32 protein-coding genes are annotated in these 26,534 nt (G+C 68.9%); 21 read left to right on the forward strand and 11 right to left on the reverse strand.

The genetic code is table 11. The features are described from left to right. The first annotated feature begins 29 nt into the window (after positions 1-29). The 5 genes from GGQ61_RS10185 (at position 30) to GGQ61_RS10200 (ending at position 5,691) form a co-directional block, all read left to right on the forward strand. Positions 30-1,799 (forward strand): feruloyl-CoA synthase, encoded by a 1,770-nt coding sequence (locus GGQ61_RS10185; RefSeq protein ID WP_183772104.1) that lies wholly within the window; start codon positions 30-32, stop codon positions 1,797-1,799. Next, positions 1,799-3,340, forward strand: coding sequence for an acetolactate synthase large subunit (locus tag GGQ61_RS10190; RefSeq protein WP_183772106.1), 1,542 nt, complete (start codon positions 1,799-1,801; stop codon positions 3,338-3,340). Before GGQ61_RS10185 ends, GGQ61_RS10190 begins: the two co-directional genes overlap by 1 nt. Positions 3,341-3,548: 208 nt before the next feature. After that, positions 3,549-3,962, forward strand: coding sequence for a four-helix bundle copper-binding protein (locus tag GGQ61_RS10195; RefSeq protein ID WP_183772108.1), 414 nt, complete (start codon positions 3,549-3,551; stop codon positions 3,960-3,962). Positions 3,963-4,066: 104 nt separating this feature from the next. Next, positions 4,067-4,192, forward strand: coding sequence for a hypothetical protein (locus tag GGQ61_RS22455; protein WP_281372650.1), 126 nt, complete (start codon positions 4,067-4,069; stop codon positions 4,190-4,192). Positions 4,193-4,308: 116 nt separating this feature from the next. After that, complete coding sequence (locus GGQ61_RS10200; protein WP_183772110.1) at positions 4,309-5,691, forward strand: RNB domain-containing ribonuclease; 1,383 nt, start codon at positions 4,309-4,311, stop codon at positions 5,689-5,691. Positions 5,692-5,755: 64 nt separating this feature from the next. Here the strand turns inward: GGQ61_RS10200 and GGQ61_RS10205 are convergent, their stop codons facing one another. Continuing rightward, complete coding sequence (locus tag GGQ61_RS10205) at positions 5,756-7,078, reverse strand: hypothetical protein (protein ID WP_183772112.1); 1,323 nt, start codon at positions 7,076-7,078, stop codon at positions 5,756-5,758. Between the two features lie 161 nt (positions 7,079-7,239). Between GGQ61_RS10205 and GGQ61_RS10210 the strand changes: the two genes are divergently transcribed. The 4 genes from GGQ61_RS10210 (at position 7,240) to GGQ61_RS10225 (ending at position 11,032) form a co-directional block, all read left to right on the forward strand. Continuing rightward, positions 7,240-8,304, forward strand: coding sequence for an MBL fold metallo-hydrolase (locus GGQ61_RS10210; RefSeq protein ID WP_246370600.1), 1,065 nt, complete (start codon positions 7,240-7,242; stop codon positions 8,302-8,304). Between the two features lie 131 nt (positions 8,305-8,435). Continuing rightward, complete coding sequence (locus tag GGQ61_RS10215; protein ID WP_183772114.1) at positions 8,436-9,215, forward strand: enoyl-CoA hydratase-related protein; 780 nt, start codon at positions 8,436-8,438, stop codon at positions 9,213-9,215. Positions 9,216-9,218: 3 nt separating this feature from the next. Next, a complete protein-coding gene (locus GGQ61_RS10220) occupies positions 9,219-10,178 on the forward strand; it encodes an oxidoreductase (protein ID WP_183772116.1) in 960 nt (319 codons plus the stop codon). Continuing rightward, positions 10,175-11,032: an SDR family oxidoreductase gene (locus tag GGQ61_RS10225; protein ID WP_183772117.1), complete on the forward strand. Its 858-nt coding sequence runs from the start codon at positions 10,175-10,177 to the stop codon at positions 11,030-11,032. Before GGQ61_RS10220 ends, GGQ61_RS10225 begins: the two co-directional genes overlap by 4 nt. 25 nt (positions 11,033-11,057) lie before the next feature. Here GGQ61_RS10225 and GGQ61_RS10230 read toward each other — a convergent pair whose 3' ends face one another. Beyond that, entirely contained in the window at positions 11,058-11,402 is a 345-nt protein-coding gene (locus tag GGQ61_RS10230) for a TfoX/Sxy family protein (protein WP_183772118.1), read from the reverse strand. Here GGQ61_RS10230 and GGQ61_RS10235 point away from each other — a divergent pair. Further along, complete coding sequence (locus GGQ61_RS10235) at positions 11,401-11,907, forward strand: GNAT family N-acetyltransferase (protein ID WP_183772120.1); 507 nt, start codon at positions 11,401-11,403, stop codon at positions 11,905-11,907. The genes GGQ61_RS10230 and GGQ61_RS10235 overlap by 2 nt on opposite strands. 129 nt (positions 11,908-12,036) lie before the next feature. Here the strand turns inward: GGQ61_RS10235 and GGQ61_RS10240 are convergent, their stop codons facing one another. Continuing rightward, the gene (locus tag GGQ61_RS10240; RefSeq protein ID WP_183772122.1) at positions 12,037-12,726 is read right to left on the reverse strand and encodes a cation diffusion facilitator family transporter; all 690 of its coding nucleotides are present in this window, start codon (positions 12,724-12,726) and stop codon (positions 12,037-12,039) included. 44 nt (positions 12,727-12,770) lie between these two features. Between GGQ61_RS10240 and GGQ61_RS10245 the strand changes: the two genes are divergently transcribed. Further along, positions 12,771-13,193 carry a MerR family transcriptional regulator gene (locus GGQ61_RS10245; RefSeq protein ID WP_183772124.1) on the forward strand — a complete coding sequence of 141 codons (423 nt, stop codon included), beginning with the start codon at positions 12,771-12,773 and terminating at the stop codon, positions 13,191-13,193. A gap of 52 nt (positions 13,194-13,245) precedes the next feature. Here the strand turns inward: GGQ61_RS10245 and GGQ61_RS10250 are convergent, their stop codons facing one another. Beyond that, positions 13,246-13,797 carry a TetR/AcrR family transcriptional regulator gene (locus GGQ61_RS10250; RefSeq protein ID WP_183772126.1) on the reverse strand — a complete coding sequence of 184 codons (552 nt, stop codon included), beginning with the start codon at positions 13,795-13,797 and terminating at the stop codon, positions 13,246-13,248. 95 nt (positions 13,798-13,892) lie between these two features. On the opposite strand from GGQ61_RS10250, the gene GGQ61_RS10255 reads away from it, so the two are divergent. After that, entirely contained in the window at positions 13,893-14,330 is a 438-nt protein-coding gene (locus GGQ61_RS10255) for a tautomerase family protein (RefSeq protein ID WP_183772128.1), read from the forward strand. A gap of 185 nt (positions 14,331-14,515) precedes the next feature. Here GGQ61_RS10255 and GGQ61_RS10260 read toward each other — a convergent pair whose 3' ends face one another. After that, positions 14,516-14,914, reverse strand: coding sequence for a hypothetical protein (locus GGQ61_RS10260; RefSeq protein ID WP_183772130.1), 399 nt, complete (start codon positions 14,912-14,914; stop codon positions 14,516-14,518). A 71-nt stretch (positions 14,915-14,985) separates the two neighbouring features. Here GGQ61_RS10260 and GGQ61_RS10265 point away from each other — a divergent pair, with 71 nt between their 5' ends. Next, the gene (locus GGQ61_RS10265; protein WP_183772132.1) at positions 14,986-15,588 is read left to right on the forward strand and encodes a GNAT family N-acetyltransferase; all 603 of its coding nucleotides are present in this window, start codon (positions 14,986-14,988) and stop codon (positions 15,586-15,588) included. 4 nt (positions 15,589-15,592) lie between these two features. Here the strand turns inward: GGQ61_RS10265 and GGQ61_RS10270 are convergent, their stop codons facing one another. The 3 genes from GGQ61_RS10270 to GGQ61_RS10280 all read right to left on the reverse strand — a co-directional run bounded on the left by GGQ61_RS10270 (position 15,593) and on the right by GGQ61_RS10280 (position 18,257). After that, positions 15,593-15,886: a hypothetical protein gene (locus GGQ61_RS10270; RefSeq protein WP_183772134.1), complete on the reverse strand. Its 294-nt coding sequence runs from the start codon at positions 15,884-15,886 to the stop codon at positions 15,593-15,595. A gap of 143 nt (positions 15,887-16,029) precedes the next feature. Further along, positions 16,030-16,965 carry an SDR family NAD(P)-dependent oxidoreductase gene (locus GGQ61_RS10275; protein ID WP_183772136.1) on the reverse strand — a complete coding sequence of 312 codons (936 nt, stop codon included), beginning with the start codon at positions 16,963-16,965 and terminating at the stop codon, positions 16,030-16,032. A 32-nt stretch (positions 16,966-16,997) separates the two neighbouring features. Further along, entirely contained in the window at positions 16,998-18,257 is a 1,260-nt protein-coding gene (locus tag GGQ61_RS10280) for an MFS transporter (RefSeq protein WP_183772139.1), read from the reverse strand. 246 nt (positions 18,258-18,503) lie between these two features. Between GGQ61_RS10280 and GGQ61_RS10285 the strand changes: the two genes are divergently transcribed. Continuing rightward, positions 18,504-18,989, forward strand: coding sequence for a GNAT family N-acetyltransferase (locus GGQ61_RS10285; protein WP_183772141.1), 486 nt, complete (start codon positions 18,504-18,506; stop codon positions 18,987-18,989). A 6-nt stretch (positions 18,990-18,995) separates the two neighbouring features. Here GGQ61_RS10285 and GGQ61_RS10290 read toward each other — a convergent pair whose 3' ends face one another. Further along, positions 18,996-19,391 carry a DUF1801 domain-containing protein gene (locus tag GGQ61_RS10290; RefSeq protein ID WP_183772143.1) on the reverse strand — a complete coding sequence of 132 codons (396 nt, stop codon included), beginning with the start codon at positions 19,389-19,391 and terminating at the stop codon, positions 18,996-18,998. Positions 19,392-19,518: 127 nt separating this feature from the next. Here GGQ61_RS10290 and GGQ61_RS10295 point away from each other — a divergent pair, with 127 nt between their 5' ends. From GGQ61_RS10295 to GGQ61_RS10315, 5 genes are read left to right on the forward strand one after another with little or no spacing between them, the layout of a single operon-like run. Then, positions 19,519-20,094, forward strand: coding sequence for a DUF1285 domain-containing protein (locus GGQ61_RS10295; RefSeq protein WP_183772145.1), 576 nt, complete (start codon positions 19,519-19,521; stop codon positions 20,092-20,094). A 23-nt stretch (positions 20,095-20,117) separates the two neighbouring features. Continuing rightward, a complete protein-coding gene (locus GGQ61_RS10300) occupies positions 20,118-20,732 on the forward strand; it encodes a CoA pyrophosphatase (protein ID WP_183772480.1) in 615 nt (204 codons plus the stop codon). Next, the gene (locus GGQ61_RS10305; protein WP_183772147.1) at positions 20,725-21,000 is read left to right on the forward strand and encodes a hypothetical protein; all 276 of its coding nucleotides are present in this window, start codon (positions 20,725-20,727) and stop codon (positions 20,998-21,000) included. The genes GGQ61_RS10300 and GGQ61_RS10305 overlap by 8 nt, the downstream gene beginning before the upstream one ends. Then, positions 20,997-22,241, forward strand: a complete 1,245-nt coding sequence (locus GGQ61_RS10310) for a CCA tRNA nucleotidyltransferase (RefSeq protein WP_425500997.1) — start codon at positions 20,997-20,999, stop codon at positions 22,239-22,241. Before GGQ61_RS10305 ends, GGQ61_RS10310 begins: the two co-directional genes overlap by 4 nt. Before the next feature lie 13 nt (positions 22,242-22,254). Beyond that, positions 22,255-22,953: a glutamine amidotransferase-related protein gene (locus GGQ61_RS10315; protein WP_183772149.1), complete on the forward strand. Its 699-nt coding sequence runs from the start codon at positions 22,255-22,257 to the stop codon at positions 22,951-22,953. Positions 22,954-23,064: 111 nt separating this feature from the next. Here GGQ61_RS10315 and hemF read toward each other — a convergent pair whose 3' ends face one another. Both hemF and GGQ61_RS10325 read right to left on the reverse strand, forming a co-directional pair. After that, complete coding sequence (gene hemF, locus GGQ61_RS10320) at positions 23,065-23,943, reverse strand: oxygen-dependent coproporphyrinogen oxidase (RefSeq protein ID WP_183772151.1); 879 nt, start codon at positions 23,941-23,943, stop codon at positions 23,065-23,067. Between the two features lie 12 nt (positions 23,944-23,955). Next, entirely contained in the window at positions 23,956-24,423 is a 468-nt protein-coding gene (locus tag GGQ61_RS10325) for a tRNA (cytidine(34)-2'-O)-methyltransferase (protein ID WP_183772153.1), read from the reverse strand. 229 nt (positions 24,424-24,652) lie between these two features. Between GGQ61_RS10325 and petA the strand changes: the two genes are divergently transcribed. Both petA and GGQ61_RS10335 read left to right on the forward strand, forming a co-directional pair. Beyond that, positions 24,653-25,207 (forward strand): ubiquinol-cytochrome c reductase iron-sulfur subunit, encoded by a 555-nt coding sequence (gene petA / locus GGQ61_RS10330; RefSeq protein ID WP_183772154.1) that lies wholly within the window; start codon positions 24,653-24,655, stop codon positions 25,205-25,207. Between the two features lie 5 nt (positions 25,208-25,212). Then, complete coding sequence (locus GGQ61_RS10335; RefSeq protein ID WP_183772156.1) at positions 25,213-26,532, forward strand: cytochrome b; 1,320 nt, start codon at positions 25,213-25,215, stop codon at positions 26,530-26,532. The last annotated feature ends 2 nt before the right edge of the window (positions 26,533-26,534 follow it).

Below are 26,534 nucleotides of genomic sequence, written 5' to 3' on the forward strand. Positions count from 1 at the left end.
GGCGCTCGCCCGCTAAGGCTATGCGCATCATGGACGCTAGAATCCGCCCCACAGACGCCCCGTTCCGCGACGCGCGCTATGCGCGGCCCCAGTTGGACATCGAGGAGAGGGGCGGCGGCGAGCTGATCCTGTCCAATCCGACGCCGTACTCCGGCGACTTCACGACCATGACCCAGGCGCTGGACCGCTGGGCGGCCGAGGCACCGGCGCGGACCTGGCTGGCCGAGCGTTCGGGCGAGGGCTGGCGGCGGACCAGCTTCGGCGAGGCGCGCGAGCAGGTGCGGGCGATCGCCGGCGGCTTGCGCGAACTGGGCGTGGTCGGGACGCGGCCGCTGCTGATCCTGGCGCGCAACGGGATCGACCACGGGCTGGTCGCCTATGCGGCGATGAGCCAGGGCATGCCGATCGCGCCGGTCTCGCCGCAGTACGGCCTGCCGGGGGCGAACCTGACGCGGCTGGCTCATGCGGTCGAAGTGCTGAAGCCCGCCGCGGTCTACACCGAGGACGCGGCCCTCTTCTCCGAGGCGTTGGAAGCGCCGTTCCTGGCCGGGCTGCCGGTGATCGCGGCCAAGAACGCGCGGCCGGGCGACGTGCCGCTGGCGCGGCTGACGGCCGCAGCGGGCGTCGACGCCACCGCCAAACCCGACGACCACGCCAAGTACCTTCTGACCTCGGGATCCACCGGGCTGCCGAAGGCGGTGATCTGCCTGCACCGCGGGATCGCCGTGAACTCGGCGCAGATCGCGGCCTGCTTCGACGACGACGAGCCGCCGGTGATGGTCAACTCCGCGCCCTGGAGCCACAGCCTGGGGGCCAACTCGATCCTGCACATGGCGCTTCACCGGGGCGGGACGCTGCACATCGACGCCGGCCAGCCGGTGGCGGGGCGGTTCGCCGAAACGGTGCGGAACCTCAAGGACGTGCCGACCACCTATCACAACATGGTCCCGGCCGGCTGGATGCTGCTGGTCGGCGAACTGGAGCGCGACGAGGCGCTGGCCAGGACCTTCTTCGAGCGGGTGCGGGTGCTGCAGTACGGCGGCGCGGCCCTGGGCCAGGACACCTGCGACCGCATCCAGGCCGTCGCCGTGGCGAGCGTCGGCGAGAAGATCAGCTTCGCTTCCGGCTATGGCGCGACCGAGACCGGGCCGACCGCCTGCAACGTCCACTGGCGCAACGACCGCATGGGCTTGATCGGCCTGCCGGCGCCCGGCACGGCGGTCAAGCTGACCCCGGCGGCGGGCAAGCTGGAGTTCCGGGTGAAGGGCCCGCAGGTCTCGCCCGGCTATCTTGGGCGGCCTGAACTTTCGGCGCAGAGCTTCGACGCCGACGGCTTCTATCTGCTGGGCGATGCAGCCCGACTGGTGGACCCTTCCGACCCGCGCGCGGGCCTGGCCTTCGACGGCCGCATCTCGGAGAACTTCAAGCTGGCGAGCGGCACCTTCGTCACGGTCGGCGACCTGCGCGTGAAGGCGGTGTCGGCGGTGGGCGACGCGGTCACCGACGCGGTGGTCTGCGGCGAGGGCAAGGAAGCCGTCGGCCTGCTGTTCTATCCGAACCCGAACATGGACCGCCCGGCGATCGCCGCGGCGGTGCGGGCCGGGATCGAGCGCTTCAACGCGGGAGCCAAGGGCTCGGGCGGCAAGGTGGCCCGCGCGCTGGTGCTGGATACGCCCCCCGACGCCAACGCCGGGGAGATCACCGACAAGGGCTATATCGCCCAGCCCGTCGCCCGCACGCTGCGGGCGGCCGAGGCCGAACGACTGTTTTCCGATGCTGCTGATGTGATGGTGTTCTGATGAACGGCGCCGACGCCCTGATTACGACCCTCGTCGAGAACGAGGTCACCGCCTGTTTCGCCAATCCCGGCACCAGCGAAATGCAGTTCGTGGCGGCGCTGGACCGAGAGCCGCGCATGCGGCCGGTGCTGTGCCTGTTCGAAGGCGTGGCGACCGGGGCGGCCGACGGCTATGGGCGGATCGCCGAGACACCGGCCTGCACCCTGCTGCACCTGGGCCCCGGCTACGGCAACGGCCTGGCCAATCTGCACAACGCGCGGCGAGCCTTCACTCCGGTCGTCAACGTGATCGGCGACCACGCCACCTATCACCGCCAGTACGACGCGCCGCTGAACTCCGACATCCCGACCATCGTCAGGCCCAACTCGCTGTGGGTGAAGTCGGCCGACAGCCCCGACAGCGTCGCCGAACTGACCGCCGAGGCGGTGACCGCCAGCTACGGCCCGCCGGGCGGGCCGGTCAGCCTGATCCTGCCGGCCGACTCGGCGTGGCTGGAAACCACCAAAGGCGCGGTCAAAGCGCCGGTCCCGACCCGCGCGCCGCCAGCCAGCGGCGTGGTCGAGGAGGTCGCTAAAAAGGTCCGCGCCGCCGCCAAGCCGGTGGTGCTGCTAGGCGGCCAGGGGACCAGCGCCAAGGCCCTGGAACAGGCTGCGCGCCTGCAGGCGGCCGGCGTGCGGGTGATGGCCGACACCTTCTGCGCGCGCCAGCCGCGCGGGGCCGGCGTCTTCCAGCCGGCGCGGATGCAGTACTTCGGCGAGGCGGCGTTGGCCGACCTGGCCGGCACCGACCTGATGGTGTTCGTCGGCACCGTGACCCCGGTGGCGTTCTTCGCCTATCCGGACCGGCCGAGCGTGCTGGCGCCGGAGGGCTGCGAGACCACGACCCTGGCGCAGCGCAGCGAAGACGCCGTCGCCGGCCTGGCGGCGCTGGCCGACGCCCTTGGCGCGCCGGCGAGCGGGCCGGCCCAGCCCTACAAGGTGGCCGACGCCGCCCCGACCGGCCCGCTGACCCCGCAGTCGGCCGGCGTATCGGTGGCCCGCCACCTGCCGGAAGGCGCGATCATCTGCGACGACTCGGTGACCTCGGGCGGCGGCGTCGCGGTGCCCTGCGCGACCGCCAAGGCGCACGACGTGCTGGCCCTGACCGGCGGGGCGATCGGCATCGGCGGTCCGCTGGCGATCGGGGCGGCGACGGCCGCGCCGGACCGTAAGATCGTGTCGCTGAACGGCGACGGCTCGGCGATGTACACGGTGCAGTCGCTGTGGACGATGGCGCGCGAGAACCAGGACGTGACGGTGGTCGTGTTCGCCAACCACTCGTACCGCATCCTCAACATCGAGATGGGCCGCACCGGCTCGGGCAATCCGGGCCCGTCGGCCAGCAAGCTGCTCGACCTGGGCGATCCGAAGATCGACTGGGTGTCGCTGGCCAAGGGCCTGGGCGTGCCGGCGGTGCGCTGCGAGACGGCCGAAGAATTCGACGCGGCGTTCGCCAAGGCCATGGCCGAGCCGGGCCCCAAGTTCATCGAAGCGGCGATCTAGGTCGCTTCGGTCAGAGGGGGCGGTTGCTCGAGAGCGGTCCGCCTCCGTCTCGGCGCGTCGCCCCGATCCGCCTCCCTAGCGGGGGAGGATTTCCACGATCCGGTGTGCATGGGGTCCCGGTCTTGCTTCGCAAACCGGGATTACACCCGTTGGGAACTTGGGCCGCGTCCGCCGGTTGGGGAGGACACCCCAACCCCGGGAGGCCGCCATGCACGCCCAGCAGATCATTCCGACGCATCCTCAGGCGGGGGGACTCGCCAACGCCGCGCTGATCGCCTGCATCGAGGAATGCTACGACTGCGCCCAGACCTGCACCGCCTGCGCCGACGCCTGCCTGGGCGAGGAGATGGTGGCCAAGCTGACCCAATGCATACGCTCTTGCCTGGACTGCGCCGACGTCTGCGCGGCGACGGGGGCTCTGGCGACGCGGCGCACGGGATCCAACCAGATGCTGGTCGGCCAGATGATCGAACTGTGCGAAGCGGCCTGCCGGCTATGCGCGGAGGAGTGCGAACGGCACGCCGCCCACATGGAGCACTGCCGGATCTGCGCTGAAGCTTGCCGCATGTGCGAACAAGCTTGCGCCCAGGCTCGGCAGGAGAATTTCCCTACCCAGCACTGAAGTCGAGGCGCTTCACATTTTTCATCACAATCGGAAATATTGCGTCGCACCATTGATCTTGGGTGCGTCGCAGCATAAGTAGCCTCCAGCATATGGAGGCGATCATGCTGTTTGCCGATTACGAGAACATCGAAGGTCAACTGGCCTTCTATCAAACGGTCAACGTGTTCGTGACCAAGGCGCTGGCGCACCTGCGCGGCAATGCGGAACACCTGCTTTCGCACGCCTAAGGCGAACCTGACCCAATGAGAAAAGCCCGCGGAGCGATCCGCGGGCCTTTTCGTTTGGGCGATCCTTTTGTGTCCGGCGGGATGACAGCGGCGGGCGGGCCTGACAGAGCTTGGGCATGAAAACGCTCGTCGATCCGCACCAGGCGCTGAGCCAGGGCCTGGCCGAAATCCGCACCCGCTTCAAGGTTCCGGACGCCTTCCCGCCGGAAGTGCTGGCCGCCGCCGAGGCCGCGGCGCAGCGGAAGCCGACCGCCCACGTCGACCGCACCGAGCGGGCCTTCGTGACCCTGGACCCGGCCGCCTCGATCGACCTCGACCAGGCTTTCGCGATCGAGGCGCGCGGAAGCGACCTCATTCTCCACTACGCGATCGCCGACGTCGGCTGGTTCGTCCGCGACGGCGACCCGCTGGACGTCGAGGCCTGGAAGCGAGGCGCGACGCTCTATCTGCCCGATGGCAAGGCCAGCCTCTATCCGCGCGTGCTGAGCGAGGGCGCGGCCAGCCTGCTGCCGAGCGGGCCGCGGCCGGCGGTGGTGTTCACCGTGCGGGTCGCCCCCGATGGCGAGCCGACGCTGGAGGGCGCCGAGCGGGCGCTGATCCGCAGCGTCGCCAAGCTGGCCTACGAGACAGTGACGCCGCAGGAGCTGCCGGCCGGGTTCGCCGAGCTGGCGGGGCGGATCGATGCGGCCGAAGCGCAGCGCGGAGCGGTGCGGGTCGATCCGCCCGAGCAGGAAGTCGCCTCGGTCGATGGGCGGCTGCAACTGCGCTTCCGCCCGCGTGCGCGGGCCGAGGAGCAGAACGCGGCGCTGTCGCTGGCGACCAACCTGGCGATCGCCAAGGTCATGCAGGCGCGCAAGACCGGCCTCTTCCGGGTGATGCCCGAGCCCGATGCGCGGGCGGTGGGGCGGCTGCGGCAGACGGCGCGGGCCTTCGGGCTCAGCTGGCCGCAGATGGAAAGCCTGGCGCAGTTCGAGGTCCGGCTGGACCCGCGCGATCCGAAGCAGGCGGCGTTCATGCTGGCGGTGCGGCGGGCGTGCGCGCCGGCGTCCTATGTGCCGTTCTCGGAAGGCGAGGCGCCCTGGCATGCAGCGATGGCCGCGCCCTATGCGCATGCGACCGCGCCGTTGCGGCGGCTGGCGGACCGCTATGTGGTCGAGACCGTGCTGGCGATCGCCAACGGCGGCCCGCCGCCGGCCGCGGCGGTCGAGGCCTTCGGCAAGCTGCCCAAGGTGATGGCGCGCGCCGACGCCCAGTCCGGGCAGATCGACCGGGCGGTGATCGACCTGGCCGAGGCGGTGATGCTGCACGACCAAGTCGGGGAGAGCTTCGAAGCGGTGGTCACCGACATCGACGAGCGCGGGGCGCGGATGCAGCTGTGCGAACTGCCGGTGGTGGCGCGGGTCGCCGCCCACAAGGTCGAGGTCGGAGATCGGCTGGTCGTGCGGCTGGAAAACGCCGACCCCAAGACCGGCGCCTCTCAGTTCCAGCGCGTCGCCTAGCCGCCGCAAAGAAAAAGGCCCGGGGTCGCCCCCGGGCCTTTCGCTTTGGCTTGGCTGGCCGGGCTTAGACGTTGCCCGGCAGCTTGCAGTCCTTGGTGAAGGCGCAGCCGGTGGTGCTCAGCGGCGTCAGGTCGGCGCTGTACTCCATGACGTAGCCCTTCAGGCCGTCGGCGCAGGCGACTTCCAGGTAGGTCGTGCCCTTGGCGGTCTTGCCGATGACGCGGGCGTTGGAGACCGCGCAGTCCGGCTTGCCGAGCTTCTTCAGGTCGGCGGTGACCGAGCCGTAGCTGTTGGCGTCGAGCTTGGTGAACGAGCAGCGATAGCCGGCGATCGGCGCGCGGGCGCAGTCGTAGACGATCGGCTTGTCGTTCGGGCCGCCGAACACGCCGACGCCGCCGTCCGGACGGTTCGAGCAGGCCATCTCGACGATGTCCTTGTTGTTGGCGCTCGGGAACGGCGCGTACTTCGAGACGTCGCAGTTGAAGCCCGCGGCCTTGGCCAGCTTGGTGTAGAGGCCGTTCTGCTCGGTGACCGCTTCCTTGGTGTCGGTCAGGGTGCAGCCGCCCATGACGCCCTGCGCCTTGGCGCAGTCGTAGGTCTGGGTCAGCTTGCCGGCGTCGACGCGGTAGAGGTAGCCCTTGCCGTCGGCGCAGGCGGCTTCGAAGAACGAAGAGCCGGTCTGAGACATGCCCATGTAGCGCTTGTCCTTCACGGTGCAGCCGTTGTTGGCCTGGGCCGCGATGGTGTCGATCACCGCCAGGCGCTGTTCCTTGGTGCGCAGGGTGCAGGAGATGTTCGACTGGCCGCCGTCATAGAGCATGCAGTCGGTGGCCTCGACCGGCTTGGCCGCATCGATCGGAGCGCTGGTCTTCAGGACGTAGCCCTGGGCCGAGCCCTGGCAGGCGACTTCGAGATAGGTGGCGGTGGCGCTTTGGCCGATGCCGCGGGCGGCTTCGGGGGTGCACTGAACCTTCCCCGCGGCGAGGACGCCGGCCAGGTCGGCCTTGGGATCGGCGTTGCCCGGAAGCTTACAGGCCAGGTTCGACGGCTTGCCGTCGGGGCCCGGGGTGCCGGCTTCAATACAGGTGAACGAGGTGGTCGCGCCGCCCTCGACCGCCGACAGCACGAAGCCGACGCCCTGGTCGCAGTCGATTTCGTAGTAGCTGGTCTTGGTCTTGGCTTTCTTGTCTTCGGTCTTGCCGACGAACAGGGCGTCGGTGACGTTGCAGGAAATGCCCGCGGCTTTGGCGAGGGCCGGAGCCTCGGCCATCCCCTGGGTGCGCGCCTTTTCCGAGATCTCGGCGGCTTTCTTGCCTTGCGAGACGGCGGCCGGCGCCAAGGCCAGCACGGCCAAGGTGGCGGCCAGCCCCGTGATGAATGGCCTCATTTTCGAAAAACTCCTGGGTGGTTCCCTATCGCGCGGACATAAGCCCCCGCAGCGCCAGTGGGTCAAGTTCGTCGTGAATGACGTCTGAACGGCGCTGAAGGTTGCGTTTGCCCTAACCAGAAGTGCGTTCAAAATGGGGCGATAGTGAGAAGGGGACGGCATTGCGCGACGGCTTCGAAGAGACCCAGGAACAGACGGCGCGGGCGCGGCTGAGCTATCCGTTCGCCGAAGGGCCGCAACTGGGCGAGGCGGTCCACGTGGCGCCGGGCGTGAAGTGGCTGCGGATGCCGCTGGGCGGGTCGCTGGCCTTCATCAACGTCTGGGCGATCGAGGACGGCGAGGGCTGGGCGATCGTCGATACCGGCATGGGCGGATCGGACACCCAGCAGACCTGGCGCAAGGCGTTCGCCGGCGCGCTGGGCGGCAAGCCGGTGACGCGCGTGTTCGTCACCCACATGCATCCCGACCACATCGGCATGGCCGGCTGGCTGACCCGCAAGTTCCAGTGCCGGCTGTGGATCAGCCGGCTGGAGTTCCTGATGTGCCGCTCGCTGGCGGCCGACACCGGCCGCGAGGCGCCGGCCGATGCGCTGGCGTTCTACCGCGCCGCCGGATGGGACGACGACGCTCTGGAGGACTATCGCGCCCGGTTCGGCGGCTTCGGCAAGGGCCTGCACGCGCTGCCCGACACGTTCCGGCGGCTGTCGGACGGCGACGTGGTGGAGATCGGCGGGCGGCCGTGGGAGGTGGTGGTCGGGTCGGGCCATTCCCCTGAGCATGTCTGCCTCTGGCAGAGGGACCTGAAGCTGTTCATTTCGGGAGATCAGGTGCTCCCGAAGATCTCGTCGAACGTGTCGGTGTTCCCGACCGAGCCGGACGGCGACCCGCTGACCGAGTGGCTGACGACGCTGGCGGCGATCAAGGATCGGGTGGACAACGACGTCCTGGTGCTGCCGGCGCACAACGAGCCCTTCCATGGCCTGCACGCGCGGATCGACCACCTGATCGGCGGGCACGAGCGCGGGCTGGCGCGGCTGCGCAAACTGATCGCCGAGCCGAAGCGGGCGGTGGACGTGTTCCCGGTGCTGTTCCGCCGCAAGATCGACCAATGGGTGCTGGGCATGGCCACCGGCGAGAGCCTGGCGCACCTCAACTGCCTGATGGCCCGCGGCCAGGCGGTCGCCGAGCCCGACGAGGCCGGGGTGATCTGGTACCGGGCGGCGTAGGGGCTCGGCGCGCGCCGTGCTTTCCTCCCGGTCTTCGGGTGCGCCGAAACCGGGAGGACACTGGAAGATTCCGCTTCGATCCGCGCTCCGCGCCGCGTTAGCATACGGCGTAAGTTTAGGAGCGCATTTCAATGGCCGACCATATTCTGATCGAGAAGTCCGGCGGGGTCCTGACCCTGACCATGAACCGTCCGGACAAGAAGAACGCGCTGACCCGCGACATGTATCAGGCCCTGGGCGACGCCATCGATCAGGCCGAGTTCGACAAGGACGTGCGCTGCGTCCTGATCCAGGCCAACGGCGACATGTTCACCGCCGGCAACGACATCAGCGATTTCGCGGCGGTCAACGCCGGCGAGTCCTCGGCCAACGAGGCGCGGCGCGGCGGCAATCCGCTGCTGGCGGCGCTGGCGCGGGCCAAGACCCCGCTGATCGCTGCGGTGAACGGCCGCGCGGTGGGCGTGGGCACCACCATGCTGCTGCACTGCGACCTGGTCTATCTGGCCGACAACGCGCTGCTGACCACGCCGTTCGTGAACCTGGCGCTGGTGCCGGAGGCGGCTTCCAGCATCACCCTGCCGAGCCGCATCGGCCATGCGCGGGCGTTTTCGATGTTCGTGCTGGGCGAGGCGGTCGACGCCAAGAAGGCGGTCGACTGGGGCATCGCCAACGAGGTCGTGCCGCTGGACCAGCTGCGCGCCAAGGCCCGCGCCGCGGCCGAAGCCGTCGCCGCCCGCCCGCCGGCCGCGGTGGTGATCACCAAGGCGCTGATGCGCGACGAGACGGGCCTGGCCCAGCGCATGGACGAGGAGGGCGCGCACTTCGCCGCCCAGCTGAAGTCCGCCGAGGCCAAGGAGGCGTTCGCCGCCTTCGCGCAGAAGCGCGCTCCCGACTTCAGCAAGGTGTCCTGACCCATGATCCGCTCCCGCTTCGGCGCCTTCACCCCCGCCCGCGTGGTGGCCGGCGACCATGATCTCTCCGGCCGCAACGTCGTGGTCACAGGCGGGGCCAGCGGCATCGGCTACGAGACCGCCAAGGCGCTGGCCGCGGCGGGCGCGGACGTCATGCTGGCGGTGCGCGACCGCGTCGCCGGCGAGAAGGCGGCCGTCGCGATCAACGAGGCGATCGGGGCCGACAAGGTGGTGGCCGGGACGCTCGACCTGGCCAGCCTCGGCTCAGTCGGCTCGTTCGTAGACGCCTGGGGCGACCAGCCGCTGGACATCCTGATCAACAACGCCGGGGTGATGGCGACGCCCTTGCTGCGCACGGCCGAGGACCTGGAGCTGCAGATCGGCACCAACCACTTCGGCCATTTCGTGCTGACCGTGGGGCTCACCCGGGCGCTGCTGAACGCCTCGGACGAGGACCGGCTGGCGCGGGTGGTGGCGCTGTCGTCGATCGGCCACCGGCGCAGCGACATCAACTGGGACGACCCCAACTATCTGAGCCGGCCCTACGACAAGTGGGAGGCCTATGGCCAGTCGAAGACCGCCAACTCGCTGTTCGCGGTCGGGTACAACGCCCGCTTCGAGGAGCACGGGATCACCGCCAACGCGGTGATGCCCGGCGGCATCATGACCCCGCTGCAGCGCTATCTTCCCAAGGAGGAGATGGTGGCGATGGGCTGGATGGACGAGGAAGGCAACGTCCGCGAGGGCTTCAAGACCCCCGAGCAGGGCGCCTCGACCAGCGTCTGGGCCGCGGTCGGCGAGGAGCTGGAGGGCGTCGGCGGGCTCTACCTTGAGGACTGCGCCGAGGCGCCGCCCTGGAGCAAGGACAACCCGATGAAGGGCGTCATGCCCTACGCCATCGATCCGGAAAGCGCCGAGCGGCTATGGGCGCTGTCGGAGGAAATCACCGGAGTGAGCCTATGAGCCTGAACGGGAAGACCCTCTTCATCACCGGGGCCAGCCGAGGCATCGGCCTGGCCATCGCGCTGCGGGCGGCCAGGGACGGGGCGAACATCGCCATCGCCGCGAAGACCGCCGAGCCGCACAAGCACCTGCCGGGCACGATCTATTCGGCGGCCGAGGACATCGAGAAGGCCGGCGGCAAGGCGCTGCCGCTGATCGTCGACGTGCGCGAGGAGGCCAGCGTCTACGAGGCGGTCGAGAAGACCGTGGCGGCGTTCGGCGGGATCGACATCTGCGTCAACAACGCCTCGGCCATCCAGCTGACCGGCACGCTGGCCACCGAGATGAAGCGCTACGACCTGATGAACCAGGTCAATGCGCGCGGGTCGTACCTGACCTCGAAGGCCTGCATCCCGCATCTGAAGAAGGCGGCCAATCCGCATGTGCTGATGCTGTCGCCGCCGCTGGACATGAGCCCGAAGTGGTTCAAAGGGCACGTCGCCTACACCATGGCCAAGTTCGGCATGAGCATGTGCGTGCTGGGCATGGCCGAGGAGTTCCGCGAGGACGGGATCGCGTTCAACGCGCTCTGGCCGCGCACCGGCATCGCCACCGCGGCGATCCAATTCGCCCTGGCCGGCGAGGAGGGCATGAAGGCCTGCCGCACGCCGGAGATCATGGCCGATGCGGCGCACGCGATCTTCGAGAAGCCGAGCCGCGAGTTCACGGGCAACTTCCTGATCGACGACAGCTTCCTCTATGGCGAGGGCGTGAGGGATTTCGACAAATATCGGGTCGATCCGACCACGCCGCTGATGCCGGACTTCTTCGTGCCGGAGAGCAGCAAGCCGCCGCCGGGCGTGGTGGTAGGGTGACGCAATTGCGCCGCCTATGGGGGAACTAGGTTCCGCGCTGCTTTCCCGTTGTCGCGCGTAGGGCCGCGTCGAGGGCCCTGGTCGTCCAGGCGGTCATTTCGTCGGGATCTTCGAGGGCTTCGAGCGGGAGCGTCCAGTAGTTCATCGCCTTGTCGCCGCCGAACGGCCTGAAGGGCTCGCAGCCGGCGGCCTCGAAGTCGGGGACGGTGACCGCGTCCGCCTTGAAGTAGAGCACGTCGTCGGCGATCAGGGCGAAGAACAGCTCGTGCCGCGAGACGCCGACGCCGCCGAACATCCGGCGGTGGGTGATCCCGCCAAGGGGATGCAGCTGCTCGAGCACGTAGTCGAGAAAGTCGGGAGAGACGGGCATGGGCCAGGAGAAGACCGCCGCGGCGGCCGAGGTGCAAGTGCGGCCGGCGACCCCGGCGGACGCGGGCCTGATCTATGGCTTCATCCGCGGCCTGGCCGAGTACGAGAAGCTGCTGCACGAGGTCGAGGCGACGCAGGCCGACGTCGAGGCGGCGCTGTTCAGCGAGCATCCGCGGGCGTTCTGCGACATCGCCGAGGCGGACGGCGCGCCGGTGGGCTTTGCGCTGTGGTTCTACAACTATTCGACCTTCCGCGGCCGGCACGGGATCTATCTGGAGGACCTGTTCGTGGTTCCGGAGGCGCGGGGACTAGGGGCCGGCAAGGCGCTGCTGCGGCGGCTGGCCCAGCGCTGCCAGGACGAGGGGCTGGCGCGGCTGGAATGGTCGGTGCTGGACTGGAACGCCCCGTCGATCGCGTTCTACGATTCGCTGGGGGCGAGCGCGCAGACCGAGTGGATCGTGCGGCGGCTAACCGACGGGCCGCTGAAGGCGCTGGCGGAGAGCTGAGCGTCCTCCCCCACTGTCATTGCGGTTTGCGTCTGGAGTGCAGAATGGGACGCGGCCGTGGTCGTGCATGACCCATCCGGTGTTCATGGGTCCCGGTCTTCGGCTGCGCCGAAACCGGGATGACATCCACTACGCGGCCGCCTGCGCGCGAAGTTCGCCGCGGGCCTGGCGGATGATCGAGGCAGCGGTCGAGAGGAACAGGCTGGCCATGATCGCGGCGACCGCCAGGTCGGCCCACTTCGTGCCGGTGTAGGCGACAATGCCTGCGGCGCAGAGCACGGCGACGTTGCCGATGGCGTCGTTGCGCGAGCAGAGCCAGACCGAGCGGACATTGGCGTCGCCGTCGCGGAAGCGTAGCAGCAGCAGGGCGGAGACGACGTTGGCCGACAGCGCCAGCGCGCCGACCCAGCCCATGGTCACCGCATCGGGCGCGCCATCGACGAAGGTGCGCCAGAGGGCGGCGACCAGCACGTAGACCCCCATCAGCCCGAGGCTGACGCCCTTGACGAGGGCGGCCTTGGACCGGAACGCCAGGCTCTGGGTCAGGGCGAACAGCGACAGGCCGTAGGTGGCGCTGTCGCCGGCGAAGTCGAGGGCGTCGGCCTGCAGGGCCATGGAGCCGGCGAGCTGGCCCTGGACCACCTCCAGCGCGAACATCCCGGCGTTGAGGCCAAGCACGATCCAGACGGCGCGGCGGAAGGCGGGGGAGCCGTTCTCGACGGCGCGGGCGGTGTCCTCGCAACCGCATCCGGCGGAGGCGCAGGCGGCCTCTTCGGGGGCGGGCGGCGGCGCCTTGTGGTGGACGATCTCGTAGGTCATGCCTAAGTGATGGATCCTACAGTCACTGTAGGAGCAAGCGGCGAATGGCGGGCGACATCTCGATCGGCGAACTCTCGCGCCGGGCCGGCGTAAAAGTGACCACCATCCGCTTCTATGAGGGCGCCGGGCTGATGCCGGCCCCGCCTCGCAGCGAGGGCGACCGGCGGCTCTATGACGATGTCCATGTGCGGCGGCTGAGCTTCATCCGCCATGCGCGGGAGTTGGGCTTCGAGATGGAGGACCTGCGCACGCTGCTCGAACTTTCCGACCGGCCGGATGGGTCGTGCGGGCCGGTCGACGAGATCGCCGGCCGGCATCTGGCGGCGGTCGAGGACAAGATCGCCAAGCTGACCGCGCTGAAGGGCGAACTGACCCGGATGCTGGCGACCTGCAGCCACGGGGCGGTGGCCGAGTGCCGGGTGATCGAGGCGCTGGCCGACCATTCGCACTGCGGCGGGGATCACTAGGCGCTGCCCGCGTGACTTTCCCTCTCCCCTCAAGGGGGAGAGGGAGTCGCGCTCATCCCGCTTCGGCGATCGCCAGCTTGAGGTTGGTTTCCAGGAGTTCGTCGGCCAGGGGGCCGTCGGGGACGGCTCTGGCCAGCATCAGGGCGCCGGCCATGCGGGTGACGACGCCGAGGGCGCGGGCGCGGCGGTCGGGGCCGTCGGGCAGACGCGCTTCCACCGAGGCGATCATCTGTTCGACGCCGCCGGCGAAGGCGGCCTTCACGTCGCCTGACCCGCGGCCGACGTCGCCGCCGAGCGCGGCGGCGGGGCAGCTCTTGCCCGGGGCCCTGCGGGCGGCCTGGGACAGGTAGTGGGTGAGCATTTCGGGCAGGTCGCGGGCGCGCTCGCGGTGGCCGGCCATGGTCGCGAAGGCGCTTTCGAGGGCCTGGGCGGCCAGGGCGTCCTTGGACTCGAAGTGGTTGTAGAAGCCGCCGTGGGTGAAGCCGGCGGCCTTGGTCAGGTCGCCGACGCTGACCCCGTCGAAGCCGCGTTCGCGAAACAGCGTGGCGGCTGCGCCGACGATCCGGTCGCGGTTCTCCTGCGCCTGCGCCTTGCTGATCTTCATCGGCTTGCCTCTTGACGGCCCTATGGATTCAATGATGACAATCATCATTATTGAAGTCAAGGCGGCGTCGAAGCCGTCCGCAGAGGAGTCGAGCCATGCCGCTTTGGAAAATCTACCACCCGGTCGGGGCGTTCAGCCTGGAGGACAAGAAGGGGCTGTCGGAGGCGATCACCGCGCTCTACGCCCGCGGGCTGCCGAAGTTCTATGTCGGGGTGGTGTTCCAGGAGGTCGCGGCCGACTCGTTCTTCATCGGCGGCGAGAGCGTCGACAACTTCGTGCGCATCTGGATCGACCACATCGCCCGGACCATGCCCACGGCCGAGATCAGGGCGAAGTTCATCGAAATGGCCGACGCGGCGCTGGCGCCCTACGTCCGCGACCGGGGGCTGAACTGGGAGTACCACATCGACGAGACGTCCTATGAGCTGTGGTCGATCCAGGGCTATCGGCCGCCTCTGCCGGGGACGCCGGACGAGATCCGCTGGCGGACGGAGAACCAGCCGAGCCCGGTGGGGCCGCGCGAGACGGTGTAGGGGAGGGTCCCCAGCGAGCCTGATGAGCCGGTGTCATCCCGGTTTGCGAAGCAAGACCGGGACCCATTCGCGCCGAACTGGCGGAATGGGGGCGGGGCCATGCCGCTGCTTGAAGGATCAGGTGTTCATGGGTCCCGGTCTTCGGCTGTGCCGAAGCCGGGATGACACGCTGAGGCCGGGGCCTGTCAGACCGAGATGTCGATGATCATTGGTTTGGCCGGTTCGCCGCGCTTGGCGGATTCGGCGGCTTCGGTCTTCAGGGCCTGTTCCATCGCTTCCTTCACCAGGCGGGCGACCTCGCTCTCGATAGTGGCAGGGTCGGCGTCGGGGTTGGCGGATCTGACCTCGGCCTCGATCTTTTCCTTCAGCTTTTCGAGCTTCTGCTCCTGGGCCCAGGCGTAGATGCCCTTCTCGCGGATCTCGTCGAGGACGGCGCGCTGGGCGGACTTGGAAAGCTCGGCTTTGCGCGCAGCTTCGGCCGCGGCGGACGGTTTTGCCGAGTCGGTTTTGCCGAGCTGACCGATCTTGCTCAGCGTATCGGTCGAGAAAAGGCCGTTTGCGAGGCTGGAACTGCCGACTTGCATGCGAATGCTCCGTGACTGGGCTAGGCTGGAGCAAAGGCCGGGCCAACCGGCGGCTTATGGAGGAGACGGCGATGAGCGCGCCGCCCAGGACAGTGCTTCAGGTCAGCCCGGAGGAAGAGGCGGCGATCCGCGCGGCGGTGCGCAGCGCGGGCGGGCCGGCGATGATCATCGCCGGGCCCGAGCACGTCGCCGGCCTGACGGCGCTGCTGGCCGACCCGAAAGTGTCGGACCCGATCTACGACCTGCCGCGGCCGATCAACGAGACGAACGTCGGCCGCTGGGTCGAGGAGAGCGAGGCGCTGCGCCAAAAGGGCGAATGCCTGCTGACCGTGTCGCTCGACGAGGCCGGGGAGGTCGCCGGCTACTCGCGGTTCACGGTCTGGCCGGATCGGTCGGCGGCGGAGATCGCCGGGGCCCGGCGGGCGGACCGGCAGAACTCGCACGGCGGTAAGGCGGGGGTCGCGCGGTCGATCGCCTTCATGTTCGAGAATCTGGGCGTAAGGCTGATCGCCCTGACCGCGGCGCTGGACAATGTGCGCTCGGCCGCCTCGATCGATGCGGCGGGTTTTCGGCGCATGGGCGAGATCGACAGCGTGCGGCCGGACGGGACGACGCGGCGCTCGCTGTACTGGGAACTGACGCGCGAGGAGTGGGTGCGCACCCACCGACTCTAGGGGCTCAGACGCGCAGGTCGATCACGGCGCCGGCCGGGTCGCGGCCCTCCTGCGCGCGTTTTTCGGCGGCGCGCTGGGCGTCTTCCTCGAGGATCCTCTGGAAGTCGCCGGCGGCCATGCCCGCGAGGGTTTTCTTGAGCTTCTCTTCCTCCTCCGGCGTCATCGTCCGATCCGGCCTGGCCGGCTCCTCGATGCGCAGCTTGCCGGCGGATTCTTCGCTCTCCCTGGCCTTGCCGGCAGGGGTGGCGAACTGGGGCTGGGCGTACCAACTGGCGGGGCCGACGCTGCTCACGGGCATGGGGCGCTCCTGGCGAAAGGACGCCTGGCGTTAAGCAAGTTTCGGGCCAGTACCCCTTGCAGCGTAAGCGATTGCGCATGTGCAAAGAAAAGCGGCGGCCCCCTGGGGAGCCGCCGCCTGGTCGTTCTAGGCTATCGCGAGGATCAGCCGGCCTTGGCCGGGGCCGCGTCGCCGCCCTGGCTCGCCAGCGGCGGGCGCGAGAGCGGGGTGAACTTCGGCTCCATCTTCGGAACGGCTTCCGAGAGGATCGACTGCACCGTCCAGCCTTCTTCCTTGGTCACGGTCTCGATCGGACGCGGCTGGCTGTAGAGGATGATGTTCTCGCCCGAAGCGCCGAAGATCTGACCCGAAACATGGGCCGCAGCCGGGGTGACCATGGCGACGGAGAAGCGGGCCGGTTGGTCGGCGCGGATCTTCTCGGCCATCACCGCGCGACGGGCGGCGGCGGCTTCGTCCTTCACCGGCACCGACTGGGTCATGCGGGTCCAAGCGACCGGGGCCAGGCAGTTCGAACGCACGTTGTTGCGCGCGCCTTCCATGGCGATGATCCGCGACAGGCCGGCGATGCCCATCTTGGCCGCGCCGTAGTTGGCCTGGCCGATGTTGCCGAGCAGGCCCGAGGTCGAGGTGAAGAACATGTAGGCGCCGTCGTTCTGTTCGCGGAACAGCTCGATGGTGGCGCGGGCGACGTTGAACGAGCCGCGCATGTGGACGGCAATGACCGCGTCCCACTCGGCTTCGGTCATCTTGTGGAACATGACGTCACGCAGGATGCCGGCCGGATTGATGACCGCGTGCAGGCCGCCGAATTCCTTCTTGGCCTGCTCGACCATGCCGTAGACGGCGTCGAGGTCGGTGACGCTGTCGGAGTTGGAGACCGCTTCGCCGCCCGCGGCGCGGATTTCCTGCGCGACCTGTTCGGCCGGACCCGCCGAGCCTTCGTCTTCGCCCTTCAGACCACCGCCGAGGTCGTTGACCACGACCTTCGCGCCTTCGGCCGCCGCGATCAGCGCGCAATCACGGCCAATGCCGTTGCCGCCGCCGGTGACCAGAACAACTTTCCCTGAAAGTGCACCCATCGATCAATCTCCCTAAAAGAATAGCGTCGTTGTTATTCGAGCCTGTCGGCCTTGCGCAAGGCGGGAAACAGTTTGGCCCAGAGGCCGGTGACGATCAACGCGGCCACGCCGCCGGAGACCGCGGCCGCCACCGCGCCCATGAAGCGAGCCGCCACGCCCGTGCGGAACTCACCCAGCTCGTTCGACGCGCCGATGAACAGCGAGGAGACGGCGGCGACGCGGCCGCGCATCTGGTCGGGGGTGACGATCTGCACCAGGGTCTGCCGGACATAGACGCTGAGCATGTCCGCCCCGCCGAGCACGGCCAGGGCCACGACCGACAGCCAGAAGGTCTGCGACAGGCCGAAGACGATGGTGGCGAGCGCGAAGACGGCGACGCCGACGAACATGATCGGCCCGGCCTTGGTGCGGATCGGGTTGGCGGCGAGCCACATCGCCACCAGGGTGGCGCCGATGGCGGGACCCGCGCGCAGCATGCCGAAGCCCTCGGCCCCGACGTGCAGGATGTCGCGGGCGTAGACCGGCAGCAGGGCGGTGGCCCCGCCGAGCAGCACGGCGAACAGGTCCAGCGAGATCGCCCCGAAGACGATCTTGTTGCGCCAGACGTAGCCGAGGCCTTCCTTGATCAGAGTCCAGCGCGAGCCGGCCTGGGTTTCCGGCTTGGTGTTCATGGCGATCAACGAGACGGTCAGCACGGCGATCAGATAGAGGCCGCTGGTCGTGCCGTAGGCGACGGCCGGCGAGATCGAGACCAGCGCCCCGCCCAGCGCCGGGCCGATGATCGAGCCGCCCTGCCAGGCCAGGGAGTTCCAGGCGATGGCGCGCGGCAGGAGGCTGCGCGGCACCAGCATCGGGCCCATGGCGGTGCCGGCCGGGCCCATGAAGGCGCGGCTGATCCCGAACAGCACGGCCACGCCCAGCAGCAGCGGGATGGTGGCGAAGCCGAACAGGCTGGCCGAGAGCAAGATCAGCACCGAGGCGATCTCGCCGGCGTAGCAAAGCTGGAGGATGCGCTTGCGGTCGTAGCGGTCGGCGGCCTCGCCGGCCCACAGGGCCAGCAGCAGCACCGGGATGAAGGTCACCAGCCCGATCATGCCGACATAGAAGGCCGACTGGGCGACGCTGTGGGTCTGGCGCGCGACGGCGTAGACCTGCCAGCCGAGCGCCACGCTCTGGATCTGTACGCCGAGGGTCGAGGCGACGCGGGTCGACCAGAACAGCATGTAGTCGCGGTGGGCGAGGAGCTCGCGGGCGGTGGTCGGCTGGTGAGCCGCTTCGGACGGGTCGGACATGCGAGCTCGGCACTCGGGACTGCAAAGGCCGCGCAACTTGGACCGCGACGACCTGCGCCGCAACGCACGATTGACGCGAGGCCGTCATGGCCTTATGCGCCGCGCTTCCTGTGAACGATCTGGACACGTCCATGCGACGCCAGCGACGAACCGGGCGCGCCCGCCGCGCCAGCTAGAGCCCCGCTCGCCGTCGCCGTTGCGCGTATGGCGGCGGACCCCGCCGCTTCCCGCATCGCAAAGACGTTCATGATCGATCCCGCCGACCAGGCCCTTTCCTACACCCAAGAACAACCCGCCGACGCCGACGCCATCGAGGCGCTGCTGGATCACGCCTTCGGGCCCGGCCGCTTCGTGAAGTCGTCCGAGCGCGTGCGCGAGTTCGCCGAGTTCCGCCCGGAGATGTCTTTCTGCGCCTGGGACGGCGCGCGGCTGATCGGCGTCGTGCGGATGTGGAAGGTGCATGTCGGCGCGACACCCGTCATCTTCCTCGGGCCGTTGGCGGTGCGCGCCGAGGGCCGCAAGTTCGGCGTCGGCGGCGAGCTGGTGCAGCGCGCCTGCGCAGCCGCGCAAGCCGCCGGCTATCCGGTGCTGCTGGTCGGCGACGAGCCCTATTTCAACCGCTTCGGCTTCTCGGCCGCGCCGTGCAAGGGTGTGCGCATGCCGGGACCGGTGAACCAGCGTCGGGTGCTGGCGCGCGGGGTCGACCTGCTGGATGGGCCGGTCACGGCCTGAGCGCGCTCAGCCCTTCTTGGGCTTCTTCTTGGAGGCGCTGTTAAGCGCGGCGGCGGCGGCGATCAGGGCCTTGAAGGCGCTCTCGTCCAGGGCCGCGCCTTGCGCGATGTCGATGGCGCGGCGGGTGTTGCCTTCGAGGCTGGAGTTGAACAGGCCGGCCGGGTCGTCGAGGGCCGCGCCCTTGGCGAAGGTCAGCTTGACGCAGGCCTTGTAGGTCTCGCCGGTGCAGATGATCCCGTCGTGCGACCAGACCGGCGTGCCGCGCCACTTCACCTCCTCGACCACCTCGGGGACCGCTTGGTGGATCAGGGCGCGGACACGGGCGAGGGTCTGCCCGCGCCAGTCGCCGAGCGCGGCGATGCGGGCGTCGATCTCGGTGGAGGCGGATGGGGGCTGCGTCATGCGGCGTGTCCTTCGGCGGCGGCCGCCACCTTGCGGCGATTGAAACGGCGATGTCGAGGCGGACGATGCTTGCGGCTTGTGGAAGAACCCCGTTGAGGCGACGCACGCGGGTCCTTACCTTTGCTGCATGGGAGAGACGACATCCAAGCCCGGCCTCGACGGCGTGATCGCTGCGGCCAAACAAGCGCCTGGCCGCGGATTGCCGCCGGTGCATCTGTGGAATCCCGCCCACTGCGGCGAGATCGACATCGTGATCCGCAAGGACGGGACCTGGTTCCACGAGGGCACGCCGATCGGGCGCGAGGCGCTGGTGAGGCTGTTCTCGACGGTGCTGCGCAAGGACCCCGACGGCTTCCACCTGGTGACCCCAGTGGAGAAGATGAAGATCACGGTCGAGGACGCGCCGTTCATCGCCACCCGCGTGGACCGCGAAGGCGAGGGGCTGAAGTTCCTGACCAATGTCGGCGACGAGGTGGTCGCCGGGCCCGAGAACGAGATCCGGGTCGAGATGGACCCCGCGACCGGCGAGCCGCGGCCCTATCTGCACGTGCGGCGCGGGCTGGAGGCGCTGATCGCCCGGCCGGTGTTCTACGAGCTGGTCGAGCTGGCGCAGGAGCGAGACACCCCCGAGGGCCCGCGCCTGGGCGTCGAGTCGAACGGCGCCTGGTTCCCGGTCGGTCCGGCCGGAGCCCACCAGCTGTGAGCCCCAATGCGCCGCCGGACGAGATGCGCGAGTGGATCGCCGGACATCTCGACCCGCTCGACGGCGAGCCGGCGAGCACGGCCGCGTCGGATTTCGACCTGGGGCCGAACGCCTTTCCCAACGAGCCGGTGAGCCTGAAGCCGGCGGCGGTTCTGGTCGGGCTGATCGAGCGGCCGCACGGCTACTCGGTGCTGCTGACCCGGCGGGCCGACACCCTGCGCAGCCACACTGGCCAGATCGCGCTGCCGGGCGGGCGCACCGACCCCGGCGAGACCAGCCCGGTCACGGCCCTGCGCGAGGCGCACGAGGAGGTCGGACTGGCGCCGGACTTCGTGAGCCTGGCGGGGCTCTCCTCGCCCTATCGCACTGGGACCGGGTTCCTGGTGACGCCGGTGGTGGGGTTCATTCAGCCGGGCTTCTCGCTGACCCCAAATCCGGCGGAGGTGGCCGACATCTTCGAGACGCCGTTCGGGTTCCTGATGGATCCCGCCAATCACGAGCGGCACGAGCGCCAGGGACCTGACGGCCAGCTGCGCCGTTTCTACGCCATGACCCATGAGGACCGCTTCATCTGGGGCGCGACGGCGGGAATGCTGCGGGCGCTCTACGATCGGCTCTATGGAGCGGCGGTTGCTTAGGGAGCTGGCTCCGCGGCTGCTGCTGATGGCGGCGCCCTTCGTCATCTGGTTCGTGTGGCGCGAGGTGGCGCTGCGCACGGGGCGGCCGATGGGCTCGACGCCATGGACCTGGCTGGTGGCGATCGCCGGCGGGCTGCTGGCGGTTTCGCTGCTGGCGACCGGTCTTTTCCATGGCGACAACCGCGGGGAGACCTATGTTCCTGCGGAAGTGGAGGCCGGCGGACACGTGGCGCCGGGACATTTCGAGAAGAAGGCGCCCGCAAAGTGACGCAGAGCATCGGCGAAAAGCCCTGGATGAAGCCCGCAGCGCCGGTGATGGAGGCGCTGGAGGCGGCCGGCGGCCCCGGTTGCGCCAGGTTCGTCGGCGGGGCGGTCCGCAACGCCCTGCTGGGCGCGCCGGTAGGCGATGTCGACATCGCCTGCACCCTGACGCCCGACCAGGCGACCAAGGCGCTGGAGTCGGCCGGGATCAAGGTCGCCCCGACCGGGGTCGACCACGGCACCGTCACCGCGATCGTCAGCGGCGAGCCCTTCGAGGTGACGACCCTGCGCCGGGACGTCGAGACCGACGGGCGCCGGGCGGTGGTGGCCTTCACCCAGGATTGGGCCGAGGACGCCCAGCGGCGCGACTTCACGATGAACGCGGTCTATGCCGACCGGCTGGGGAACCTGACGGACCCGACCGGGACCGGCGTGGCCGACGCCAAGGCCGGGCGGCTGGTGTTCGTCGGCGATCCGGCGACCCGCATCGCCGAGGATTCCCTGCGCATCCTGCGCTACTTCCGGTTCCTGGCCTGGTACGGCAAGGGCGAGCCGGACGCCGCGGCGCTGGCCGCCTGCGAGGCCGGACGCGAGCTGATGGGCAATCTGGCGGCCGAGCGGGTGGCCAAGGAGCTGTTGAAGCTGCTGGCGGCCTACGACCCGCGCCCGGCGCTGGCGATGATGGCGAAAGCCCGCGTGCTGACCCAGCTGCTGCCGAGCGCCACGGACCTGGCGGCGCTCAACCAGCTGGTCGAGGTCGAGACCGAGCAGCTGTTCATCTGCGATCCGCTGTTGCGGCTGGCGACGCTGCTGCCCGACAACGAGGTCGGCGTCGGCAAGGCGGCCGAGGGCTTGCGGCTCTCCAACGAGCAGCGCGACCGGCTGGTCGCGGCGATGGGCAAGACCCCGCGGATCACCTCGTGGATGAGCCCGCGCGAGAGCCGCCGGGCGGTCTACAAGATCGGCGTGCAGGCGTTCAGCGACCGCATCAAGCTGGCCTGGGCCCATTCCGAGCGTTCGGCCGCCACGCACCAGTGGCGCGGCCTGCTGGCCCTGGCCGAAAGCTGGACCCCGCCGCCGTTCCCGCTGACCGGCGAGGACGTGCTCAAGTCCGGCGTGCCCAAGGGCCCGATGGTCGGCCAGGTGCTGCGCGAGGTCGAGGACTGGTGGATCGACCACGACTTCATCGACGACAAGTTCTCGGCCATCGAGAAGCTGAAGGCCGTGGCCCAGGGCATGGCGTACTAGCGGCAGGACAAGAATGAAGCTCGGCATTCTGGAGACCGGCGCGCCGCCGGAGGAGATTCGCGGGCGGTACGGCAGCTATCCGTCGATGTTCCGGCGGCTGTTCGGCGAGAGCGCCTATGAGTACGCCGTCTACGACGTGGCGGCGGGCGAGTCGCCGTCGGGGGTCGATGCGTGCGGGGCGTGGCTGGTGACGGGATCTTCGGCCGGGACCTACGACCCCGAGCCGTGGATCGCGCCGCTGGAGGACTTCCTGCGCGCCGCCAAGGGGCAAGCGCCGCTGGTCGGGATTTGCTTCGGCCACCAGATCATGGCGCAGGCCTTCGGCGGCAAGGTGATCAAGTCGCCCAACGGCTGGGGGCTGGGCCTGCAACGCTACCGGCTTGGCGCCGCGCGCGGCTGGATGGACAGTCCTGAGCCGATCGCCGTGCCCGGCTCGCACCAAGACCAGGTGGTCGAGGCGCCGCCCGGCGCCCAGGTGATTGGCGGCAACGACTTCTGTCCGATCGGCATGCTGGACTACGGCGAGGACCGGGCGGTCTCGCTGCAGCTGCATCCCGAGTTCGAGCCGGACTACGCCAAGGCGCTGATCGAGACCAGGCGGGGGGTGCGGCTGACCGAGGAGGAGGCCGACCGTGCGGTGATGAGCTACGAGCAGCCCGACGACCGACTGAGGGTTGGCGCCTGGCTGCAGCGGTTCATCGAGACGGCCTGACCTGAGGTGTCATCCCGGAAAGCTCGCAGGGATTGTCCGGGACCCATTCGCGCCGAGCCGGCATGGGTCCCGGTCTTGCTTCGCAAACCGGGATGACAGCTGGGCTTTGACCTAGATCCAGCTGACCATCGGCGGCATCGAGGACAGGATGGTGTCGATGTTGCCGCCGGCCTTGAGGCCGAACATCGTGCCGCGGTCGTAGAGCAGGTTGAACTCGACGTAGCGGCCGCGGCGGACCAGCTGTTCCTGGCGGTCGGCCTCGGTCCACGGCTCGTCCATGCGGTGGCGGACTATCTTCGGGTAGACGTCGAGGAAGGCCTCGCCGACGGCACGGGTGAAGGCGAAGTCCTTCTCGAAGTCGCCGCTGTTGTGGCGGTCGTAGAAGATGCCGCCGATGCCGCGCGGCTCCTTGCGGTGAGGCAGGTAGAAGTACTCATCGCACCAGGCCTTGTACTTGCCGTACCACTCGGGGTCATAGGGATCGCAGGCGGCCTGCATGGCCGCGTGGAACAGCACCGCGTCGTCGGCCTCCTGGCTGCGCTGGGCGTCGAGCATCGGCGTCAGGTCGGCGCCGCCGCCGAACCAGCTCTCGGCCGTCGACAGGAAGCGGGTGTTCATGTGCACGGTCGGCACGCGCGGCGAGCGCGGATGCACGATCAGGCTGATGCTGGCCGAGACATAGCTCGGATCCTTGTCGGCGCCGGGCATCTGGGCGGCCATCTCGGGCGAGAAGCGGGCCAGGGCCGCGGAGGTGTGCACCCCCGCTTTTTCGAACAGCCGGCCCTTCAGGTGGCCGCCGATCCCGCCGCCGGTCCCGGTCTCGCGCGTCCAGGGGCGCGCCTCGAACTGGCCCGGTTCGCCGGGATAGAGGTCGGCCGGCGCCTCTTCTTCGAGGCGCTCGAGCTCGGCGAAGATTCGAGTCTGCAGACTTTCGAACCATTCCTTGGCGCGGTCGCGCCGGGCTTCGATCTCGGGAGAAATGTTGGTCATCGCGTACCGCAGTTAGGAAATTTGCACGGGCTTAGGAAATTGATCGGTCTGCCGCAACGCCTCGGAAAGGCCGATGGCGGCCGAGACGGTGACGTTGAGCGAGCGCCGACCGGGCGTGAGCGGAATGAAGACGCGGGCGTCGGCGGAGTCGTGAACCTCGTCCGGAACGCCCAGGCTTTCGCGGCCGAACAGCAGGATATCGTCGGGCCGGAATACGAAATCATGCAATGGCTGCGCGGCCTTAGTGGAGAACAGCATTATGCGAGCCGACCCCTTGGCGGCCCGAAAATCGCTCCAGCCGGCATGGCGAACGACGTCGGCCGGTTCGCCGTAATCCATCGCCGCGCGACGGATAGCCTTGTCGGAAAGCGGGAAACCACAAGGCTCGATGACGTGTACGGGCACCCCCATACAGGCGCCGAGGCGAAGAGCCGCGCCAAGGTTTTGCGGAATGTCCGGTTGAAAAAGCGCGAGCAGCATTCTAAGCGGTCCAGCCACGGGATTAGCCGGGGCCAGGGGCGAATCACGGAAGGGTGGGGTGCGAGATGCAATCCGACTGTCTTCCGCGGGTTTGCCCGGCGCCAGCGTTCAGTTCCGGTGGCCCTTACCAGAACCGCTGGCAGGGGTCGAAGGCGGGATCACTCCGGAATTATCCGTAGTGATCTGACGGGCCGCGGGCACGCGGCCCCAAACGAAGGGTAGCTTTAAGGTGGCCGACACCGTCGCGGGCGCAAATCCCGATACGCATGCCGCGGGCGACGACCCGAACCGGCGTGATTTCATTCATATTGCGGCGGCGGCTGCGGCCGGCGGCGCTGTCGCGGGCCTCGCCTGGCCGTTCATCGACCAGATGAACCCGTCCGGCGATACGCTGGCGCTGGCGTCGGTCGAATTCGACCTGACCAAGGTCGAGGAAGGCCAGCAGGTCACCATCAAGTGGCGCGGCAAGCCGCTGTTCATCCGCAATCGGACTGGCGCGGAGATCGCCAAGGCCATTGGCGATGACGGCGCGAGCATGCCCGATCCGCAGAAGGACGAAGACCGTCACAAGCCGGGCAAGGCCCAGTGGCTCGTGCTGGTCGGCACCTGCACGCACCTCGGCTGCGTGCCGACGTTCGGCGGCGGCGACTACGGCGGCTGGTTCTGCCCGTGTCACGGTTCGCACTACGACGTCTCGGGCCGCATCCGTAAGGGTCCGGCGCCGAAGAACCTGGCGGTGCCCGACTACACCTTCCTTTCCGACACCAAGGTCAAGGTGGGCTGACCCAGATGAGCGGACATTCCAATTACGAACCGAAGACCGGCATCGAGCGTTGGCTCGACACCCGTCTGCCTGTCGTGCGCCTCGCGTACGACTCGATGATCGACTTCCCGACCCCGAAGAACCTGAACTACTGGTGGACCTTCGGCGGCATCCTGGCGGTCTGCCTCGGCATCCAGCTGGTCACCGGCATCGTGCTGGCCATGCACTACGTGCCGCACGTCGACCACGCCTTCGCCTCGGTCGAGCGCATCATGCGTGACGTCAACTACGGTTGGCTGATCCGCTACATGCACGCCAACGGCGCCTCGATGTTCTTCATCGCGGTCTACATCCACATGTTCCGCGGGCTGTACTACGGCTCGTACAAGGCTCCGCGCGAAGTGCTGTGGATCCTGGGCTGCGTGATCTACCTGCTGATGATGGCCACCGCCTTCATGGGCTACGTGCTGCCCTGGGGCCAGATGTCCTTCCACGGCGCCGTCGTGATCACCAACCTGTTCGGCGCGCTGCCGGTCGTGGGCGAAGCGATCACCACCTGGCTGTGGGGCGGCTTCGCGGTCGACAACCCGACCCTGAACCGCTTCTTCTCGCTGCACTTCCTGCTGCCGTTCATGATCGCGGGCGTCGTCGGCCTGCACATCTGGGCGCTGCACGTCCCGGGCAACAACAACCCGACCGGCGTGAACGTGAAGTCGAAGGAAGACACCGTTCCCTTCCACCCGTACTACACGGTGAAGGACGGCTTCGCGATCGTGGTGTTCCTGATCCTGTTCGCGACCTTCGTGTTCTACAACCCGAACGCCCTCGGCCACGCCGACAACTACATCCCCGGCAACCCGCTGGTGACCCCGGCGCACATCGTTCCCGAATGGTACTTCCTGCCGTTCTACGCGATCCTGCGCGCGGTTCCCGACAAGCTGGGCGGCGTGATCCTGATGTTCGGCGCCATCGCGGTGCTGTTCGTCCTGCCGTGGCTCGACACCTCCAAGGTGCGCTCGATGCGCTACCGGCCGACCGCGAAGCTGTACTTCTTCATCTTCGTGCTGGCCTGCCTGGTGCTCGGCTACTGCGGTGGTCAGCTGCCGGACAACCACGTGATCCCGGGTCTGTCGACCTTCAAGCTGTTCGACGCCGACCTGAACTCGATGGTGTGGCTGTCGCGGGTCGCGACCCTCTACTACTTCGCTTACTTCCTGGTCGTCCTGCCGATCCTGGGCCTCACCGAGACCCCGCTTCCGCTGCCGGAATCGATCAGTGAACCTGTGCTTTCGCATCCCGCCAACGCGCCGGCCGGCGCCGCGGCTTCGCCTGAAAAGAGGGGTTGAGC

Origin of the sequence: Phenylobacterium haematophilum (assembly GCF_014196295.1) — a bacterium.
Classification (GTDB): domain Bacteria; phylum Pseudomonadota; class Alphaproteobacteria; order Caulobacterales; family Caulobacteraceae; genus Phenylobacterium; species Phenylobacterium haematophilum.